This is a genomic window from Streptomyces sp. NPDC086519, assembly GCF_040686075.1.
GTDB classification, from domain to species: domain Bacteria; phylum Actinomycetota; class Actinomycetes; order Streptomycetales; family Streptomycetaceae; genus Streptomyces; species Streptomyces shenzhenensis.
Genome location: NZ_JBFBJL010000012.1, coordinates 42,472 through 59,670 on the forward strand (window position 1 = coordinate 42,472; position 17,199 = coordinate 59,670).

General features: G+C 70.8%; 14 protein-coding genes and 1 pseudogene. 6 read left to right on the plus strand and 9 right to left on the minus strand.

Translation table 11 applies throughout. The annotated features are described in order from the left end of the window. Positions 1 to 182: 182 nt before the first annotated feature. Positions 183 to 1,697, plus strand: a complete 1,515-nt coding sequence (locus AB0P24_RS13815; protein WP_365793490.1) for a sialidase family protein — start codon at positions 183 to 185, stop codon at positions 1,695 to 1,697. Positions 1,698 to 2,257: 560 nt separating this feature from the next. On the opposite strand, the pseudogene AB0P24_RS13820 reads toward AB0P24_RS13815, so the two are convergent. Then, positions 2,258 to 2,401: pseudogene (locus AB0P24_RS13820) on the minus strand (flavoprotein); the annotation flags it as partial. Positions 2,402 to 2,497: 96 nt separating this feature from the next. Between AB0P24_RS13820 and AB0P24_RS13825 the strand changes: the two are divergent. Both AB0P24_RS13825 and AB0P24_RS13830 read left to right on the plus strand, forming a co-directional pair. Then, on the plus strand, positions 2,498 to 3,271 hold the full coding sequence (locus AB0P24_RS13825) for a calcium-binding protein (protein ID WP_365793492.1): 774 nt from the start codon (positions 2,498 to 2,500) through the stop codon (positions 3,269 to 3,271). A gap of 956 nt (positions 3,272 to 4,227) precedes the next feature. Further along, positions 4,228 to 4,680, plus strand: a complete 453-nt coding sequence (locus tag AB0P24_RS13830; RefSeq protein WP_365793494.1) for a DUF5994 family protein — start codon at positions 4,228 to 4,230, stop codon at positions 4,678 to 4,680. A gap of 54 nt (positions 4,681 to 4,734) precedes the next feature. On the opposite strand, the gene AB0P24_RS13835 is transcribed toward AB0P24_RS13830, so the two are convergent. After that, positions 4,735 to 5,217 carry a DUF5994 family protein gene (locus AB0P24_RS13835; RefSeq protein WP_365793496.1) on the minus strand — a complete coding sequence of 161 codons (483 nt, stop codon included), beginning with the start codon at positions 5,215 to 5,217 and terminating at the stop codon, positions 4,735 to 4,737. Positions 5,218 to 5,871: 654 nt separating this feature from the next. On the opposite strand from AB0P24_RS13835, the gene mgtA reads away from it, so the two are divergent. Continuing rightward, on the plus strand, positions 5,872 to 8,541 hold the full coding sequence (gene mgtA, locus AB0P24_RS13840) for a magnesium-translocating P-type ATPase (RefSeq protein WP_365793498.1): 2,670 nt from the start codon (positions 5,872 to 5,874) through the stop codon (positions 8,539 to 8,541). Positions 8,542 to 8,658: 117 nt separating this feature from the next. Here the strand turns inward: mgtA and AB0P24_RS13845 are convergent, their stop codons facing one another. Continuing rightward, positions 8,659 to 9,573 carry a slipin family protein gene (locus AB0P24_RS13845; RefSeq protein WP_365793500.1) on the minus strand — a complete coding sequence of 305 codons (915 nt, stop codon included), beginning with the start codon at positions 9,571 to 9,573 and terminating at the stop codon, positions 8,659 to 8,661. 405 nt (positions 9,574 to 9,978) lie between these two features. Between AB0P24_RS13845 and AB0P24_RS13850 the strand changes: the two genes are divergently transcribed. Beyond that, positions 9,979 to 10,728 (plus strand): hypothetical protein, encoded by a 750-nt coding sequence (locus AB0P24_RS13850; protein ID WP_365793502.1) that lies wholly within the window; start codon positions 9,979 to 9,981, stop codon positions 10,726 to 10,728. Between the two features lie 46 nt (positions 10,729 to 10,774). On the opposite strand, the gene AB0P24_RS13855 is transcribed toward AB0P24_RS13850, so the two are convergent. After that, positions 10,775 to 11,095: a nuclear transport factor 2 family protein gene (locus AB0P24_RS13855; protein ID WP_365793504.1), complete on the minus strand. Its 321-nt coding sequence runs from the start codon at positions 11,093 to 11,095 to the stop codon at positions 10,775 to 10,777. Between the two features lie 73 nt (positions 11,096 to 11,168). Between AB0P24_RS13855 and AB0P24_RS13860 the strand changes: the two genes are divergently transcribed. Further along, positions 11,169 to 11,438, plus strand: a complete 270-nt coding sequence (locus AB0P24_RS13860; RefSeq protein ID WP_365793506.1) for a hypothetical protein — start codon at positions 11,169 to 11,171, stop codon at positions 11,436 to 11,438. A gap of 179 nt (positions 11,439 to 11,617) precedes the next feature. Here the strand turns inward: AB0P24_RS13860 and AB0P24_RS13865 are convergent, their stop codons facing one another. From AB0P24_RS13865 to AB0P24_RS13885, 5 genes are read right to left on the minus strand one after another with little or no spacing between them, the layout of a single operon-like run. Then, positions 11,618 to 12,394 (minus strand): ABC transporter ATP-binding protein, encoded by a 777-nt coding sequence (locus AB0P24_RS13865; RefSeq protein ID WP_365793508.1) that lies wholly within the window; start codon positions 12,392 to 12,394, stop codon positions 11,618 to 11,620. Positions 12,395 to 12,398: 4 nt separating this feature from the next. After that, complete coding sequence (gene mdlC / locus AB0P24_RS13870; RefSeq protein WP_365793510.1) at positions 12,399 to 14,069, minus strand: benzoylformate decarboxylase; 1,671 nt, start codon at positions 14,067 to 14,069, stop codon at positions 12,399 to 12,401. Then, a complete protein-coding gene (locus AB0P24_RS13875) occupies positions 14,066 to 15,079 on the minus strand; it encodes an ABC transporter permease subunit (protein ID WP_365793512.1) in 1,014 nt (337 codons plus the stop codon). Before AB0P24_RS13875 ends, mdlC begins: the two co-directional genes overlap by 4 nt. Next, a complete protein-coding gene (locus tag AB0P24_RS13880; protein ID WP_365793514.1) occupies positions 15,076 to 15,876 on the minus strand; it encodes an ABC transporter permease subunit in 801 nt (266 codons plus the stop codon). The genes AB0P24_RS13875 and AB0P24_RS13880 overlap by 4 nt, the downstream gene beginning before the upstream one ends. Continuing rightward, positions 15,873 to 16,895 carry an ABC transporter substrate-binding protein gene (locus tag AB0P24_RS13885; RefSeq protein ID WP_365793516.1) on the minus strand — a complete coding sequence of 341 codons (1,023 nt, stop codon included), beginning with the start codon at positions 16,893 to 16,895 and terminating at the stop codon, positions 15,873 to 15,875. Before AB0P24_RS13885 ends, AB0P24_RS13880 begins: the two co-directional genes overlap by 4 nt. Positions 16,896 to 17,199 lie beyond the last annotated feature (304 nt).

Sequence of the window (17,199 nt, forward strand, 5' to 3'; positions counted from 1 at the left end):
GTATTGACATGACCATGTAGGCACGGCAAAAGTGTCGGCGTCCTGATGCACGTCCTGCACGATGTTCGGTCCGGCCGGGCTCCGCCCGCCCCCATGGCGCGGACGTGTACGAGGCATGCTCCCGTCCCCGTTCCGTGACGCACCGATGCCGGACGTGCTCCTTCTCGGAAAGGGAACGGATCATGTCCCTGGCGTCACTGCTCCGCCGCCTCGCGAGACCCGGCCTGGTGACGGCGGCCCTCGCGGCCGGCGCGCTGGTCCTGACGACGACCACTGCTTCTGCCGCCCCTGCTCTCACCCAGATCAGCGCCGATCCCTACACCAACTCCACGAGCCAGCACGCAACCGAGGTCGAGCCGGACACCTTCTCGTACGGTTCCACGATCGTCTCCGCCTTCCAGGTCGGCCGGTTCACGGACGGCGGCGGCTCGAACGTCGGCTTCGCGACCTCCAAGGACGGCGGCGTGACCTGGACCAAGGGGTTCCTGCCGGGGATCACCACCCAGGCGGGCGGCACCTTCCAGAGGGTCAGCGACGCGTCGGTGACCTACGACGCGAAGCACAACGTCTGGCTGATCTCCTCCATCCCCATCACCTCGTCCGTCACCGTGCCCGAGGTGTACACCAGCCGCTCTACCGACGGCGGCCTGACCTGGAGCAACCCCGTGGTCACCGCGACCGGTTCGAGTCTGGACAAGAACTGGATCGTCTGCGACAACACCGCCACGAGCGCGTTCTACGGCAACTGCTACACCGAGTACGACAACAACGGCGACGGCGACCGCATCAAGATGACCACCTCCTCCGACGGCGGGCTCACCTGGGGAGCCTCGAAGAACACCGGCAACAACGCCACCGGGCTCGGCGGCCAGCCCGTCGTACAGCCCAACGGCACCGTCGTGGTCCCGATCGCCAACGCCTCGGAGACAGCGATCCGCGCTTTCACCTCCACCAACGGCGGGAGCTCCTGGACCAACGCCACCACCGTGGCCACCGTCAGCACGTTCACCGTGGGCGGCAGCCTGCGCAGTGGCCCGCTGCCCTCCGCCGAGATCGACTCCGCCGGGAAGGTGTACGTCGTCTGGCAGGACTGCCGCTTCCGAGCGAGCGGGGGTTCCTGCACCTCCAACGACATCGTCATGGCGACGACCGCCAACGGCACCACCTGGTCGTCGGTGACCCGCATTCCGATCGACGCGACCACCAGCACCGTCGACCACTTCATCCCCGGCCTCGCGGTCGACCCGTCGACCTCCGGCAGCACCGCGCACCTGGCGCTGACGTACTACTACCACCCCGTGGCCAACTGCACCGCGTCCTCGTGCCAGTTGGACGTCGGATACGTCTCGTCGACGAACGGTGGCAGCACCTGGACGGCGCCGACCCAGCTGGCCGGTCCAATGACCCACTCCTGGCTGGCGAGCACCACGCAGGGCACCATGGTCGGCGACTACATCTCGACGTCCTTCTCCGGCAGCACGGCACACCCTGTATTCGCCGTGGCCTCGGCCCCCAGCGGCTCGGTCTTCAACGAGGCGATGTACACACCGGCATCGGGCCTCACTGCAACTGCCGGCACCGCCGCAGTGACGACCGCCACCGCACGTGACAACGCCGCTTCGGCCCGCCTCGCAGCGATCGCCTACGCGCAGTGGCTGGCCAACGGCGGCACCGAGGGCGGCGAGGACAGCCCCTGACCGCAGCCGGCGGAACTTCAGCACGTGCCAGGCGCACCATGAGCGTGCCCGCTTCAAGGCGGTTTTTCGAGCGCCTGTGCGCACGTGCGTGCGCCCATATCCGCGTTCGTATGGTGCGGAGCCATGTGCCAAGATGCCCGTCCACATCGGCTCGGCCGCCACTCTGGTCACGGATACGGACAAGGCGGCCGCCGTTGTCGACCACCAGCGCGCGCGAAAGAAGAAGGACGAGAAGGAACCGAGCTCCCGCAAACCCGCACTCGGCCCGTTACGAGGTGCCGACCGGCAGGACCTCGTCGCCACGCCCTGGGCATTGCTCGGCGTCTTCGCGCGGGCGACCACACTCGCCCGGCAGGGACGTGGCAGAGGACTGGCCGAACACCGGCAGGGGCTGAAGTACTGCCAGGCCCTGGCAACCGGTCCCGGCGGCCACTTGGCCCTCACCGACGAGGGTCAGAGTCCGGAACTCTCCTACCGAGCCATGCCGACACGGGAGTTGGGCCGAGCCTTCGGACTCGCCGTCGCCGAACGTACCGTGCGGAACCGATACCCGGACCACACCCGAGCAGGACGCCCATCTTGCGAAGTTGACCCAGACTCCGCCGGTACGCGAGGTGGGCGGCCTGGGCCGAGTTCAGGTACGGCAGGACGGCGGTGGGGATGCCCATGCCGTATGCCTCGCACAGGATGCCCAGGGCGAGGGTCAGCCATGTCGGCGTGAACAAAGTACGCTCCCGCTATCTATCGTGGTGCCTGCGGCGGGGGGCTCGACCGGCAGGCCTGATTTTCCTGGGGACCACATGCGCTCAATCGCCATAGGCGCCGCTCTGTCCGGCGCCCTGGCACTCGCCGTCGCAAGCGCTCCAACGGCTCAGGCCGACGAGTCATGGGGCGGCGACACAACGATCACCGGCGTCACGGTCAACGGCGGCAAGCCCATCGTGGTCGGCACCTCCAACAAGGTCACCTTCTCGGCTTCGGTGACCGCCACCGATCCGGACGGCATCGAAACGGCCCGCGTATTCGTGTGGCACGGCGGCCCCAAGGAAGAAGACACGGACATGACGGTGCCGTTCGGCCGTCCCACGTGCACAGCCGTCGACGCCACGACGAAGACCTGCGTCGTCCCCTTCACCCTCGATCCCCGCGACCTGCGGAAGAACTCCTGGGCCGGGCAGTGGAGGGTCGGCGTCGACGCCTACGACAAGGGCAACGGCGGCATCTCCCTCGATACCTACAAGTACACGAACATCCAGCGCTACTCGAAGCTCAGCGTCGACGCTTCACCGGAGCCGGTCGCCAAGGGCAAGACCATCACCGTCACCGGCAAACTGACCCGTGCCAACTGGGAAACCCACGACTACCGTGCCTACACCAATCAGCCGGTCAAGCTGCAGTTCCGCAAAGCGGGAACAGGCACGTACACGACGGTCAAGACCGTGTACACCAACAGCACCGGCAACCTGAAGACCACCACGACAGCCGCCGGCGACGGCTACTGGCGCTACTACTTCTCCGGCACCAGCACGACCGCGACGGTCAAGACCGCCGGGGACTACGTGGACGTGCGGTAGACAGAGGTATCACGCACTGATCAAGCCCCCCACCAACGGGTTCTCCGTCAGTGGGGGGCTTGATGCTGCGCTGGGGCCGTCTCGGGGCCGTCAACTGCTTGGAGGGGCCGTCACCCAGCAGCCGCGGCTGTTCCGCTCACATCCAACGCTGACATCAACGAGCCCGGACGGCGGCATACGGCAGCGCCCGGTAAAGGCACCCGCGCACAGGTTGGACCGCAGCCACGCAGGCGCGGGAACGAACACCTAAAGCGGGTGTCGCAGGTTCGAATTCTGCCGGGGGCACAGAGAAACACCAGGTCAGGAGCCCTTCCGTCCAGCGGACGGGAGGGCTCCTGCGCTTGCGGCACATATATGGCACACGGGCCGTGCGCGCGGATGGCGCCCGTCGAGGACGAGCTGGCCCGGCGCCGGTACGAGAAGCTTGTCGAGCGGCTCGAATCGCTGATGCGGCCGCGCTCAGGCCCGAGTATCAGGGCGGGCTACTACAGGCAGTTGATCCTGCGCGGCGACGATCTTGCGGAGCTCGGCGTACTCAAGGACGTCCGGCATGCCGCCAGGGAGGCGGGGCGTCGTCTCGGCTGGAAGACAGTTACCCGCACTGCGCGCCCGGGCAGCGACCGAATCAGTGAACCTGAAACCACGTCAAACCGGCCTGACCAGCTAGTCAGTACCTCCCGCGCAGCGGGGGAAGCTCACCGTCGTCCGCCGTACGGGCGTGTCCCGACGCGAGGGCTGTCTGCCTCTCCACGCGAGGACTGCGCCCCACGCCGGCCGCCACGGCCGGGAGTAGCCTGACAAGTACCGAGAACTTTCGGGCGCACGACCACGGCGGCGCCGTTCCCGGCGAGTGACAGACACGGGCAGCCGGAACCCGCCCGGAATGGGATCGCACGATGAACGGCATCACAAAGCCCACCGAAGGTACGGCGCCAGGTGACGGACACTCCTACCGAATGCCCTTGCCCCGGCTGAGCCTCACGCCGGACGTCAGCCACGGCCCGCTGGACGGCGCATGGTGGCCGCGCTGCGACGCACTGGAACTGGAGCTGCCCGCGCTGGTCGGCTCCTTGGATCCGAGCATCGGCACGGTCACCCGCGTGACCGTGGAGACCGCCGCCTGGCCCGATGCCCCGCAGAAGGTGATGGCGCCCGGCCATGTGATCGAGGTGGTCCTGACCGACCTCGCCGCCGAGGCGCATGCCATCACCGTGGACTGCGGCACCGTGGGACGCTGGGAACTGCTGGTGATCCCCCCGGACGAGCCGGCCGGAGCGGCCACCCGGCTGCTGACCGCTGCCGCCGCCCCCGGGAACCCTCTGTCGGCTCCGCGGCTGCTGGCACTCGCCGAGAGCGGCCTCGACGGACAAGACACGTGGGAGTCAGAAGGAGGGTCCGGACTCAGGTGAGAGGCCCGATCCGAACGGGCTCCGGGTGACGGGGCGAGCGTCCTGGGACGTATCTCACTCCGGCGGCATCTGCGCGCTTCCGGTGTCGATGAGTATCTGATTCGCCTGGGTGACGTTGTCGGCCCGGACGGCCTGGGCCATCGCGACGCGGGCGGCCTCGGGTGCTGTGTCCGGCGGAACCACCAGCAGCGAGAAGATGTCGTGGTCACCTCGGGTGATCAGGACGGTGTCGTCGCCCAGCGGAAAGGAGTCGACGCGCACCACCCGGTCGTCGACGACGATCCGCGTCGGAAGCCCTTCCCAGGCCGTGGTGTCCAGCCCGACCCGCGTGACGGGGCCGAGATGACCGGTGAGGGCGCTCAGCAGCGCGGGCAGCTCGGCACCGATGTCGCGCGACCGCGGCCACCACGCACCGTCGAGGACGCCTTCGCGTGACTCCGTGGTCTCCAGCCGGAGCACCGCACACCCCGGCCGCACGGCCTCGTGAACGCCGCTGGGCAGATGCCGGGAAACAGGCCGCGCTTCGGAGCCGGTCATGAGGATCACCCGTCTTCGGGAATCGGTGCGATCACGGGACTCGCCCCGCCTATCAACGCTACTCCTCGTACCACGGGCGCCGATTTGCCGGCTTCGCCCTGTCCCGGGCGGCCAGCCGGCCAGAACGGATTCGGCACACCCGAGACCGGGAAAACCCGACCGCGGAGGCCGGGCCGCAGACCGCGGCCACGACGAAGCGGTCACCCGCGGCATGCCCTCCCCGGCCGCGCAGCAGCTCCGCGACCACGCCCCCAGACTGCGGCGCAGACCGCGGCGCCGCCATCTCGCGCTGCTCCTGGACGGCTTCCGTGCCGTAGCCGCACGCCCGTTCCCGGAGCCGCCACTCGCGGAGCCGCCACTTCCGGGAGCCGCCCCTCGCGGCCGGACAAGCGCACCAGGCCGTCGGTGTGCCGGGATGAGGGCGGGTTCCTCGGTGACGCCCGGCGGGTGTGCCACGTACCGGCCGTCGGGCGCCGCGGAGGGCGTGCGAAGCTGGAGTCCTGGAGCGCGCCGGGTCTTGTCGCCCCGCGTCCTCACCGGGCGTGACGACCTCAGGGCGGCGGTGCGTATGGCTGGGCAGCAGTGCCGGGATCGTGGGAACGGCCGGTACCAGGATGTGCGGCAGGACTCGTCCTGCCCGGAAGGCGGGGTCCGGTGAGCGTCTCCGCTCCGGCGCAGGAAGCCGTGCTCACGCACGGGGTGATGTCGGCGGCGGCCCTGTCGGCGGACGATGTCCTCCGTGACCTCGGTGTCGACGCCGCCGAGGGCCTCAGCGGCGAGGATGTCGTACGACGGCAGGCGCGGTTCGGCCCCAACGCGGTCGCCACACACCATGCCCGGGTGTTCCCTGTGCTCTGGCACCAGCTGCGCTCTCCTCTGCTCGGACTGCTGTTGGCGGCCGCGGTCGCGTCTTTCCTGGTGGGCGAGCGCAGCGACGCGGTGATCATCGGGGTGATCGTGAGCGCGTCCGTCGGGCTGGGCTTCGTCAACGAGTACCGGGCCGAGCAGGCGGCCGAGGCGTTGCACTCCCAGATCCGCCACCAGACGGTGGTGCTGCGCGACGGCCGGCCGACCCTGGTGGATGTCACGGCACTGGTCCCCGGTGACGTGGTGGAACTGCGTCTGGGCGACATCGTCCCGGCGGACCTGCGGCTGCTGCGGGTCACCGGTCTGGCGTGCGACGAGTCGGTGCTGACCGGCGAGTCGCTGCCGGTGGACAAGAACCTCGCCGCGGTCGCGGCCGGGACCCCGTTGGCCGAGTTGTCCGGGTGCGCGCTCATGGGCACGGTCGTCCGGACCGGTTCCGCCCGCGGGGTGGTCGTGGCCACCGGGGCTCGCACCGAGTTCGGGAAGATCGCCGCCGGGCTCGACACCCACCCGCTCGACACCGAGTTCCAGGTCGGCCTGCGGCGCTTCTCGCTGCTGTTGGTCTACGTCGCGGGCGCGCTCACCACCTCGATCTTCGTGATCAACGTCGTCCTGCACAAGCCGGTCATCGACGCGCTGCTGTTCTCGCTCGCCATCGCGGTCGGTATCACCCCGCAGCTGCTGCCCGCGGTCGTCTCGACCAGCCTGGCCGCCGGGTCGCGCCGGATGAGCCGGCGCAAGGTGCTGGTGAAGCGGCTGGTCTGCATCGAGGACCTGGGCGATGTCGATGTCCTGTTCACCGACAAGACCGGCACGCTCACCATGGGCCGCATCGAGTACATGCGCGCCGTCCCCACCGACGGCCACGGCGTCGAGGCGGTGGTGCGGTGGGGACTGCTCAGTACCGAGAACGCGGCGCGGGACGCGCAGGACGTCGGCGGGAACCCGTTGGACCAGGCCCTGTGGCGGTCTCCGGCCGCCGCGGGCGAGCGGGCCGCGCTGGACGGGTACACACAGGTCGCGATGCTGCCCTTCGACCACGAACGGCGCATGGTCTCGGTCCTCGTACGGGACCGGGACGGGCGTTCGAGCCTGGTCACCAAGGGTGCTCCGGAGACCGTCCTGGACCGCTGCGTCGAGGTCCCGCCCGAAGCCCGTGCGGCGCTGGCGGCGGAGTTCGCCGCGGGGAACCGGGTGGTCGCCGTCGCCACCCGGCCCGTCGACCCCGGAAAGCGGACCGTCGAACCCGACAGCGAGCGGGAACTGAGCCTGGCCGGACTGCTGGTGTTCCTCGACCCGCCCAAGCCGGACGCCGCCACGGCGCTGCGCAGACTCTCCGGCCTCGGAATCGCGGTGAAGGTCGTCACCGGCGACAACGCCGCGGTCGCCGCCAAGGTCTGCCACGACCTGGGGCTCCCCGACGCGGGCGCGATGACCGGCAGCGAGGTCGACGCCCTGGACGACGCGCAGCTGGCCGAAGCGATCACCAGGACCACCGTCTTCGCACGGGTGAGTCCCGAGGCCAAGGCCCGCATCGTGCACGCCCAGCGGCTCAGCCGCGGCGGCGTGGCGTTCCTGGGCGACGGAGTCAACGACGCACTGGCCCTGCACGCCGCCGACGTGGGCATCTCCGTCGACTCGGCCACCGACGTCGCCAAGGACTCGGCCGACGTCATCCTGCTGGAGAAGGACCTCAACGTCCTCGCGGACGGTGTGGCCGAGGGCCGCAGGATCTTCGCCAACACCATCAAGTACGTACTGATGGGCACGTCCAGCAACTTCGGCAACATGGCCTCCGCCGCGGGCGCCTCGCTGTTCCTGTCCTTCCTGCCGATGCTCCCCTCACAGATCCTGCTGAACAACCTTCTCTACGACAGCGGTCAGCTCGCCATCCCCACCGACAACGTGGACGAGGAACAGCTGCGGAAGCCCTCGCACTGGGACATCGCCTTCATCCGCCGGTTCATGATCTCCTTCGGGCCGCTCAGCTCGGTGTTCGACTTCGTCACCTTCGGCGTCATGCTCTGGGTCTTCCACTCCGGGCCGGCCCAGTTCCGCTCCGGCTGGTTCGTCGAGTCGCTGGCCACCCAGACCCTGGTGATCTTCGCGATCCGTACCCGGCGCGTCCCGTTCTTCCGCAGCCACCCCAGCCTGCCGCTGACTCTCGCCGCACTCGGCGTCGTCCTGGTCGGCACGGTGCTGCCGGCCACCCCGCTCGCCCACGCCCTGGGCTTCCAGCCGCTTCCCGGGGCGTTCTTCGCGGCGCTGGTCGGCATGGTCCTCGCCTACCTGGTCCTCATCGAAATCGGCAAGCGGCTGTTCTACGGGGCCGTGGCGGTGGCGCCTCCGGTTCCCCGGCACTACGCCGACCGGCGTCACCTGCGGCGCCGTGCCGGCCGCTTCAGCACCGCCGCGCCCCGCGCCACACCGGCCGACGACCCGCCGACCCTGCGGTGACCCGGCAGGCGGACACGCGCCGTGAGTCACGCCATGGGTCACGCCGTGAGTCACGCCATGGGTCACTGCGGGCTCGTGGCCACCGAGGCCTCATGGGCCTCAGCGGCTTCAGGGACCTCACCTGGTCCCGGTCGCCCCACTCGGTGCCGGCACACGGCCGGATTCGGTCGGACCGAGGTCCGGTACGGGGGCGGGGGACGGCGGCACCGCGGCGGGAGCCGGCGGCACCGCGGCGGGAGCCGGCGGCACTGTGGCGGCCGCCGCGGTCGCTTCGCGGGTGAGGAAGGAGCCGAGTTCTCCGATGGTGCTCATCAGCGGTGCCGGGAAGACGACGGTGGTGTTCTTGTCGACGCCGATCTCGACCAGGCTCTGCAGGTTGCGCAGTTGCAGGGCGAGCGGGTGGGCCATCATCGTGTCGGAGGCGTCACCCAGGGCGGCGGCGGCCAGGGACTCTCCCTCGGCGTTGATGATCTTGGAGCGCTTCTCCCGCTCGGCCTCGGCCTGCCGGGCCATCGCGCGCTTCATGGAGTCGGGCAGCTGGATGTCCTTGAGCTCGACCAGGGTGACCTCCACGCCCCATTCGGCGGTGGTTATGTCGAGGATCTGGCGGATGTCCAGGTTGATGCGGTCGGTCTCGGACAGGGTCTCGTCCAGGGTGTGCTGGCCCACGACCTTGCGCAGGGTGGTCTGGGCGATCTGGTCGATCGCGGAGTTCACGTTCTCGATCGCGATGACCGACTTCACGGCGTCGACCACGCGGAAGTAGGCCACGGCCGAGACGTCGACGCTGACGTTGTCCTTCGTGATGATGCCCTGGGACTGGATCGGCATGGTGACGACCCGCAGCGACACCCGGTGCAGGGCGTCGACGAACGGGATGATGAACCGCAGCCCGGGGGAGCGGGTTCCGACGAGTCGGCCGAAGCGGAACAGCACTCCTTTCTCGTACTGCTTGACGACCTTCACGGCCAGGGCGAGCGCCACGACGGCCAGGAGGCCGACCACGACGACGAGAACGATCAGGGCTTGCATGCAAGGCTCCTCGGGACGAGGACCGCGGCGTTCACGCGTGGTCCTGGGAAACGGGTCGGCGGAGCACGTGACGCCAGGGGGCGAGCACCTCGTGATGTGCTCGTGTCCCGTCGCGAGGAGCGCGATTCACCGGCACCGGGCGCCCGATGCCGTAGGGGCCTCGGGACCGGCCGTGTGTCCAGCATCGCCCTGCGAGGACGCACACGGCATGGGCCGAACGGTCCCCACCGTGGCGGCCGCCCGCACAGGCGCGGGGCCAGCCCGGCATGATCCCAGCTTCCCAAGCTGATGTCCGGGAGCCGGCGCAGGTCCTTCACCAGGATCTTGCGACGCGCCGACCGGCAACCCCAGACTCTTGCCCGTGATCGCTGAAACCAGCAAGGTTTCACTCGACGGGGGGGCGGCATGTCGGTCTGGAGAAGGGTGTGGCACGACCTGCGAGGTCGGCGCAATCTCGACGTGTACGCCACCATCGCCGTTGCCCTCGGCACCAGCGTCCTCGCAGTCATCGATGTGGCTCCGACGGGGAAAATCATGGCCGCTGTCCTCGCGGTCCTCGCCGTCCTGGCCTTCAGCGCGCTGACCACCCGCACCATGGTCGAGGATCTGGCCCGCTCGGGAACCGGCGGCGGCGTCCGCTTCCTGTCCGACTTCCCTGAGGAACTCAAGGAACGACGCAACGGATCCACGGACATCTACCTCGCCGGGGTCAGTCTGAGCCGGACACTCGAGACCTCCTACCGGGAGCTCGAGAGCACCTTGTCCTCGGGAGGCCGTATCAGAATCCTGCTCACCGATCCGGACGCGGACGACGCCGCGGTGACCACTCAGAACCGCCCGACACGGCCCCACGCCGACGAGATACGGGACGAGATCCGCCAGTCGCTGCGCCTGCTCGAACGCCTACGCGCTGAGACCGGGGGACGGCTGGAGGTACGTCTCACGAGCACCGCGCTCAAGTTCGGCATGAACTACCTCGACGTGGACAAGGCCAGTGCCCTGCTGTGCGTGCAGCTCTACTCCTTCGACGTGTCCGGCGAGTCACGGCCCATCTTCGCGCTCACCCTGGCAGACGCCCCCTGGTTCGAGACTTTCCGCGAACAGGTGGAGCGACTGTGGGACGTGTCGCAGTCGGTCCGTTCCCCCCAGCCATAGCCCGTCTCCGTTTCCGCCTCGTCCAGCCCGGTGCTTCGGAGAGGACCTATCGCCATGCGGCGGCCTGCCGCAGGTGGCGACTCACATCGCCGACGAGGCGGATGTCGACGTGTCGCTCGATGAAACGCCACTGCCCGCCGCGGCGCTCGAAGCGGTCGCGGTACCGACCGGCGGCGACGGGCTTCAGCGGCAGGTCGGGCAGCGCCTGGAGCACGGTGACGTAGGAACGCGCGACCGCCGTGCCGGTCTGTTCCTCGACCTCGATGGCGATATTGGAGGTGACGTGCTGGGTTCGCGGCGTGCCGCTACCGACGAAGGTGGCGTCCGCGAGCAGGAGACCGAGCCCTGCGAAATCGCCGTCGTCCACGGGATGTGCGCCCACAGCGACTCGCGTCGCGGCGGTTTCCCCGATCCGTCGCGATGGCCTCCGGTCCAGTGGCATGCTTGACACCGGCGATGCGCTGAGCCCGGCACTGCTGGGTTCCGCGCTGCTTGGCACGCTTGCGTTCGTTGTACGTCACCGTCCCTGGTCGACCTCAGACAACACGTCTGTTTCTCCACAGGAAGAGGTGACGACCATGGTCGCTGACCGGCAGTCTCGACTTCGAGGCTGGATGACTGGCCTGCTCGACTTTGCGGGCGACATCTGCGCTGGCGCACCCTCATGGGTGCTGACAGAGTACCTGGCGGGTCACGCAGTGGCGGGCTGAGCGCATCGCCGTCCGCTTTCACACGGCGGCACACCTGAGGCTCGTGCCGCATCGAAGTGCGTCTGCGCTCGCCCGGCCTCCCGCCTGAAGCGGTTCCTCTTCGCCCGCCCGGTGCACGCCGAAGCAGGCCGCCGATGAGCGAGGCCGCCACACCCTCGTGCCCGCCGACCCGCGGCACTTCACCCTGGCGCATGCGGTCCTGCCCGCCGCGCGCCTCTCACCGCGCGGCCCACCTCCGTGCGCAGTGACACGAAAGCGGGGGAGCTGCGGGTGGTGAGCTGGTCGCGGTCGCGGGGCAGGGGGACCGGGAGGTCGCGGATGATGTGGGAGCCGGGGCCTGGGGAGAGGGCTACGACGCGGTCGCCGACGTACACGCTCTCGTCGATGTCGTGGGTGACGAAGACGATGGTCGTGTCGTCGGTGCGGTGGACTTCGAGAAGGAGGTCCTCGAGGTCCTCGCGGGTGCCCGCGTCCAGGGAGCCGAAGGGCTCGTCCATGAGGAGGAGGGAGGGCCGGCAGACCAGGGCGCGGGCGATGGCGACGCGTTGCTGCATGCCGCCGGACAGTTCCCGGGGGTGGCGGCGGGCGACGCCGGGCAGGCCGACCCGTTCGAGGATCGTCTCGGCCTCGGCGCGGCGGGCGGCGCGGGGCAGGCCACGGCGGCGCAGCGGAAGGGCCACGTTGTCGCGGACAGTGAGCCAGGGCAGGAGGGAGCGGCCGTACTCCTGGAAGACGACCGCGAGCCGCTCCGGGACGCCGGTCACCGGTGCGCCGTCGACCGTGACGGTGCCCTGCTGTGCGGGCAGCAGGCCGGCGATGGTGCGCAGCAGTGTGGACTTGCCGCACCCGGAGGGACCGACCACGCTGAGGAGCTGGCCGTCGGGCACGGTCAGGGTGATGTCGTCCAGGATGTGCTGGTCGCCGAAGTGCCGGCTGACGGAGTCGAGGCGCAGCATCTCCTCACCGGGCCCAGGGGTCGTAGAGGGTGTCCGTGCCGTCGGTCACGGCGATGTGCAGGAGGAAGGGGCCGGCGTCGTCGCCGCGGTCCAGGGCGTGGTCCAGGGCGGCCGGCAGTTCCTCGGGGTGCTCGGCGCGTGCCGCGGGGCAGCCGAGGGATTCGGCGAGGGCCGTGAAGTCGATGCCCGCGATGTCCGTGCCGGGGACGGGCGCGACGCCGATGCGGCGGCCCAGCGCGCGGACGGCCGCGTAACCGCCGTTGTCCAGCAGGACGTAGGTGACCGGTGCCGTATGGCGGGCCGCGGTCCACAGGGCCTGCACCGCGTACAGCGCCGAGCCGTCCCCGACCACGCACACCACCCGGCGCCGGTCGGCGAGGGCCCGGCCCACCGCGAGGGGCAGGCCCCAGCCGAGCGCCCCGCTGCCCGTCGTGAGGAAGCCGCCGCTCGATGTGATGGGCACGCGCGCGTGCAGCGTGTCGCGGTGGCTCGGTGCCTCCTCGACGAGGACGCGGTCACGTGGCAGCCGGGTGTGCAGGAGGTCGAAGAGCAGGTCCGCAGTGATGTGTCCCGTGGTGCGGGCCGGGGGCGGTGCCGGACGGGGTGGGGGTGGGGGTACGGGTGGGGATGGAGGTACGGGTGGGGGTACGGGTGGGGGTGGGGGTACGGGTGGGGCACGGTCGGGGTCCGGGAGTAGTTCGGTGAGCTGCGCCAGCGCGGGCCGCAGGGTGGTGACGATGCTGGTGCCGGTGGGCAGCCAGGCGGCCTGGGCGGGGTCGCAGTCCAGGTGGAACAGCTCGGTGCCGGGCGCGAGCGGCGGGCCGCCGTCCGCCACGTGGTAGGTGAACAGCGGTGCGCCGAGGGCGACGACCAGGTCGTACGGGGCGAGGCGCGTGGCGAGTTGGCGGGCGACCGGTGGCAGGAAGCCCTGGAAGAGGGGGTGCGACTCGGGGAAGCCGGAACGGCCGGAGAGCGGGCTGATCCACACCGCGGCCCGGATCCGCTCGGCCAGCACGCGGACCGGTTCCTGGGCGTCCTCGTCGGCCACGCCCGGGCCGACGACGAGCGCCGGGCGTGCGCAGGTCTCCAGCCGGGCCGCGAGCGCGGCCAGAGCCGCCGGGGCGGCCGTGAACTCCGAGTGCAGCGTGCGCGGCGCGACGGGCTCGGCGGGCCGGTCCCAGTCGTCCTCGGGTACCGACACGAACGCCGGTCCGCGGGGCGGCGCCATCGCCAGCCGGTACGCCTCGGCGAGCACGGCCGGCACGTCCTCGGCCCGCTCCGGCTGGCGCGCGGACTTCACGTACGGGCGCGGGAACAGGGCCGGTTCGTCGGCGCCCAGGAACGGCCGCAGCTGGATCAGCGAGCGCGCCTGCTGACCCGCCACGATCACCAACGGCACCCGGTCGCGGAAGGCGTTGAACACCGCGCCGAGCGCGTGCCCCACGCCGCCGGCCGAGTGCAGGCAGACGAACGCGGCCCGCCGGGTGCCGAGCGCGTATCCGGCCGCCATGCCGACGACGACGGACTCCTGTAGACCCAGCACATAGGTGAAGTCGTCCGGCCAGTCACGGAACATCCGCAGTTCCGTGGAGCCCGGATTGCCGAAGACCGTGGTCATGCCGGTGTCGCGCAGGAACCGTACGACCGCCTCGCGTACCGTCATGGCCGTCGTCATGCTGTCCTCCCTGTGGACGGTGCCGCGGTCGGTGCCGAGGACGACGGCTCGGGTGGTCCCGGACCGAGGAGCCGTTTCTCGACCGCCAGCAGGCCGGTGTTGAGGAGACAGCCGAGTACGCCGAGCAGCAGCAGCGCCGACCACACCGTGAGCAGGTCGGAGCGCGTCTGGGCGTCGGTGAGCGTGAACCCGATGCCGTCGGCACTGCCCGGCAGCAGTTCCGAGAACACCATCAGGATCAGGCACAGCGACAGGCTGAGCCTCAGCCCCGCGAAGATCCGCGGCAGCGCCGAGGGCAGGATCAGGAACCACAGCCGCTCGGGTGCCGTAAGCCGCAGCACGGCCGCCACCTGGAGCCGGAGCGGGTCGGTGGCACGGGCGCCCTCGGCCGAGTTGACCAGCACCGGCCATACGGCGCCGAACACGATCGACGCCACCTGCATGGGCGTACCGACGTCGAAGACGACGACGAACACCGGCACCAGCGCGGGCGGCGGCACGGCCCGCGCGAACTGGAGCACCGGGTTGCACAGCGCGTACACCCGGCGTGAGCGGCCCACCGCGATACCGAGGGCGATCCCGGCGACGGCGGCGAGCGTGAACCCGGCCGCCATCCGGCCGAGACTCGGCAGGATGGTGCCGACGGCGTCCGAGGTGAGGAACAGACGGGTGGCAGGGCCGGAGAACCAGAGGTCGCGGGCGTGCCGGGCGATCCGCAGCGGCGGCGGGAAGTACACGCTGTGCCGTGCGCGGGCCGCCCACTCCCAGCAGAGGATGGCGCCGAGGAACACCGACCAGCGCAGCAGGAAGGGTGCGGCGGCGGTGCGGGGCGGGGCGGGGGCGGCTCCGGGACGTACGCCGGGGCGCGGGTGCGGGTGCGACTCGGGGGCTGGGTGCGGCTCCGGGTCCGGCTCCGGCTCCGGGTGCGGGTGCGACTCGGGGGCCGGGTCCGGCTCCGGGTCCGGCTCCGGCTGCGGCTGCGGCTGCGGCTGCGGCTGCGGCTGTGTCATGGGCGGCTCCGCTCCGACTTCCCTGCCTGCGGGCGGGGTTCCTGGGCCCAGGCGAACAACCGGCGCTCGGCGCCGACCAGTACGGCGTTGATCACCAGTCCGAGGCCGCCCGCCCACACCACCCCGGCCAGCACGTCCCGCGTGCCGTCCGTCTCGAACTGGGCCTGGGCGATGAAGATGCCAAGGCCCTGGCCGAAGCCGGCGAGGATCTCCGTCGCGACGGCGAGGATCAGGGCGACCGCGGCCGAGATCCGCACGCCGGCGGCGATGAACGGGGCGGTGGCCGGAAGGTCCACCCGCAGCAGCACCGTGAGCCGGCCGAACCCGAAGGCGCGCAGGGTGTCCCTGGCCAGCGGGTCGGTCTCGCCGAGGCCGTAGACGGTGTTGAACAGCACCGGCCACAGCGAGGCGTACGCGATAAGGGTCACCTCCGTCCGGGTGCCGGACCCGAGCAGCAGGGACACCAGCGGGATCAGCGCGACGGACGGCAGGGGCCGCAGGAACTCGATCACGGCCCGTACGGCGGCCTCCACCCCCGGCACCGTGCCCAGCAGCAGCCCCAGCGGCACGGCGAGCGCGCAGGCGAGCCCGAGGCCGAGCGCCCACGCCCGCAGGGTCATCCCGATCCCGTCGAGGAAGGCCGGGTCACCCGCCAACCGCACGGCGCGCACGACGACTTCGGACGCGGGCGGCAGATAGCTGCGCCGGACGACCCCGGCCCGGGCCACCGCCTCACAGATCCCGAAGGCCGCCGCAGCGCCGAGCAGCCCCAGCAGCAGCTCCTGACGCCGGGTCATCTCACCAGCAGGGGTGCGGGGTCGATGTCCTTCGTCAGCAGTCCCTGGGTGCGCATGAGCCGGACGAGCCGGCGCAGGGCGGCCGGATCGGCGGTCGGCGGATAGGCCGGCAGGTGGATCGACGCGGCCTGGTCCGCCGTCACCTTGGCGTACTTGGGCAGTTCGGTGCGTACGGCCGCCGGGTTCCCGGCGGCCAGCTTGGACGCCGCCTCGACGGCACGCCGGAAGCCCGCCGCCGCCTTCGGGTTCTTCTTCACGAAGGCGGCCGTGGTGACGTACCCGCTGGCGGGCAGGCCCTTGGCGGGTCCGGAACCGCCGTCGAGCAGCACCCTCGCGCCCAGTTCGCCCTGGATGGCCGTGTCGAAGGGCTCGACCGCGTGGACGGCGTCCACCTGGCTCCGCTGCAGGGCGGCGCCCATCTGCGGAAACAGGATCTGCCGGTAGACGGGCCGGCCGGCGTGCCGGGCGTCGAGGATCGCGTTCAGGGTCAGGGACTGGATGTTGTTCAGGACGGCGACAGCGACCTTCTTGCCGGCGAGGTCGGCGGGCGACTTCAGGGCGGAGTCCTTGGGCACGAGGACATCCATCATGTGCGGGGCGATCCGCACGCCCTCGGCGAGAATGCGCAGGTCCAGGGTGCCCTTCTCGTACGCCTGGAGGTAGGTGACGTAGTTCGCGCTCGCGATGACGTCCACCTGGCCCTTGAGCAGCGCGGGCAGCGCCTGGATGCTCTGCTGCACGGGCGGGATGCGCACGTCCAGGCCCTCTTTGGCGAACAGCCCGCGGTCCCGGGCGAGATAGAGGGCGGCGGAGTCGGTGAGCGGCAGCGCCGCCACGGTCAGCTGCTGTCGGCCGTCGGCCGGGTGCGGGTTGCCGCCGCTGTCACAGCCCACCAGGACCAGCGCCGCGACGGCGACCAGCGCGGCGAGGCGTTCGGCGAGGCGTTCGGTGAGGCGTTCGGCGCCCGGACGTGATCGATGACTTCCCGAACGTGATCGGCGTAATCGGCGTGGAGGCATGTCGGCATACCTACCCGAAATTGTCATGATCGCTACACTTTCGGGGCGGGTTTCGGGGTCGTCGGAGAAAGACGAACCGAGCGCGGGGGCGCCGCGCGAGCCGGCGGAGGGGCGGACAGCGGGGCGTGCGGGCGCGTCGGCGTCGCCGCGGCAGGGTGGTCCGCCCGCGGGGCACCGCCGAGTGGGCGGCAGCAGCACATGGCAGCTCCGGCCGCCACCCGGCAGCCGGCGTCCGCCGCGTCCGGGCTTCGAGATGCGGTCATCGGCTGCCACTGGATACGCTCGCTGGGTGGCCGGGTGACGA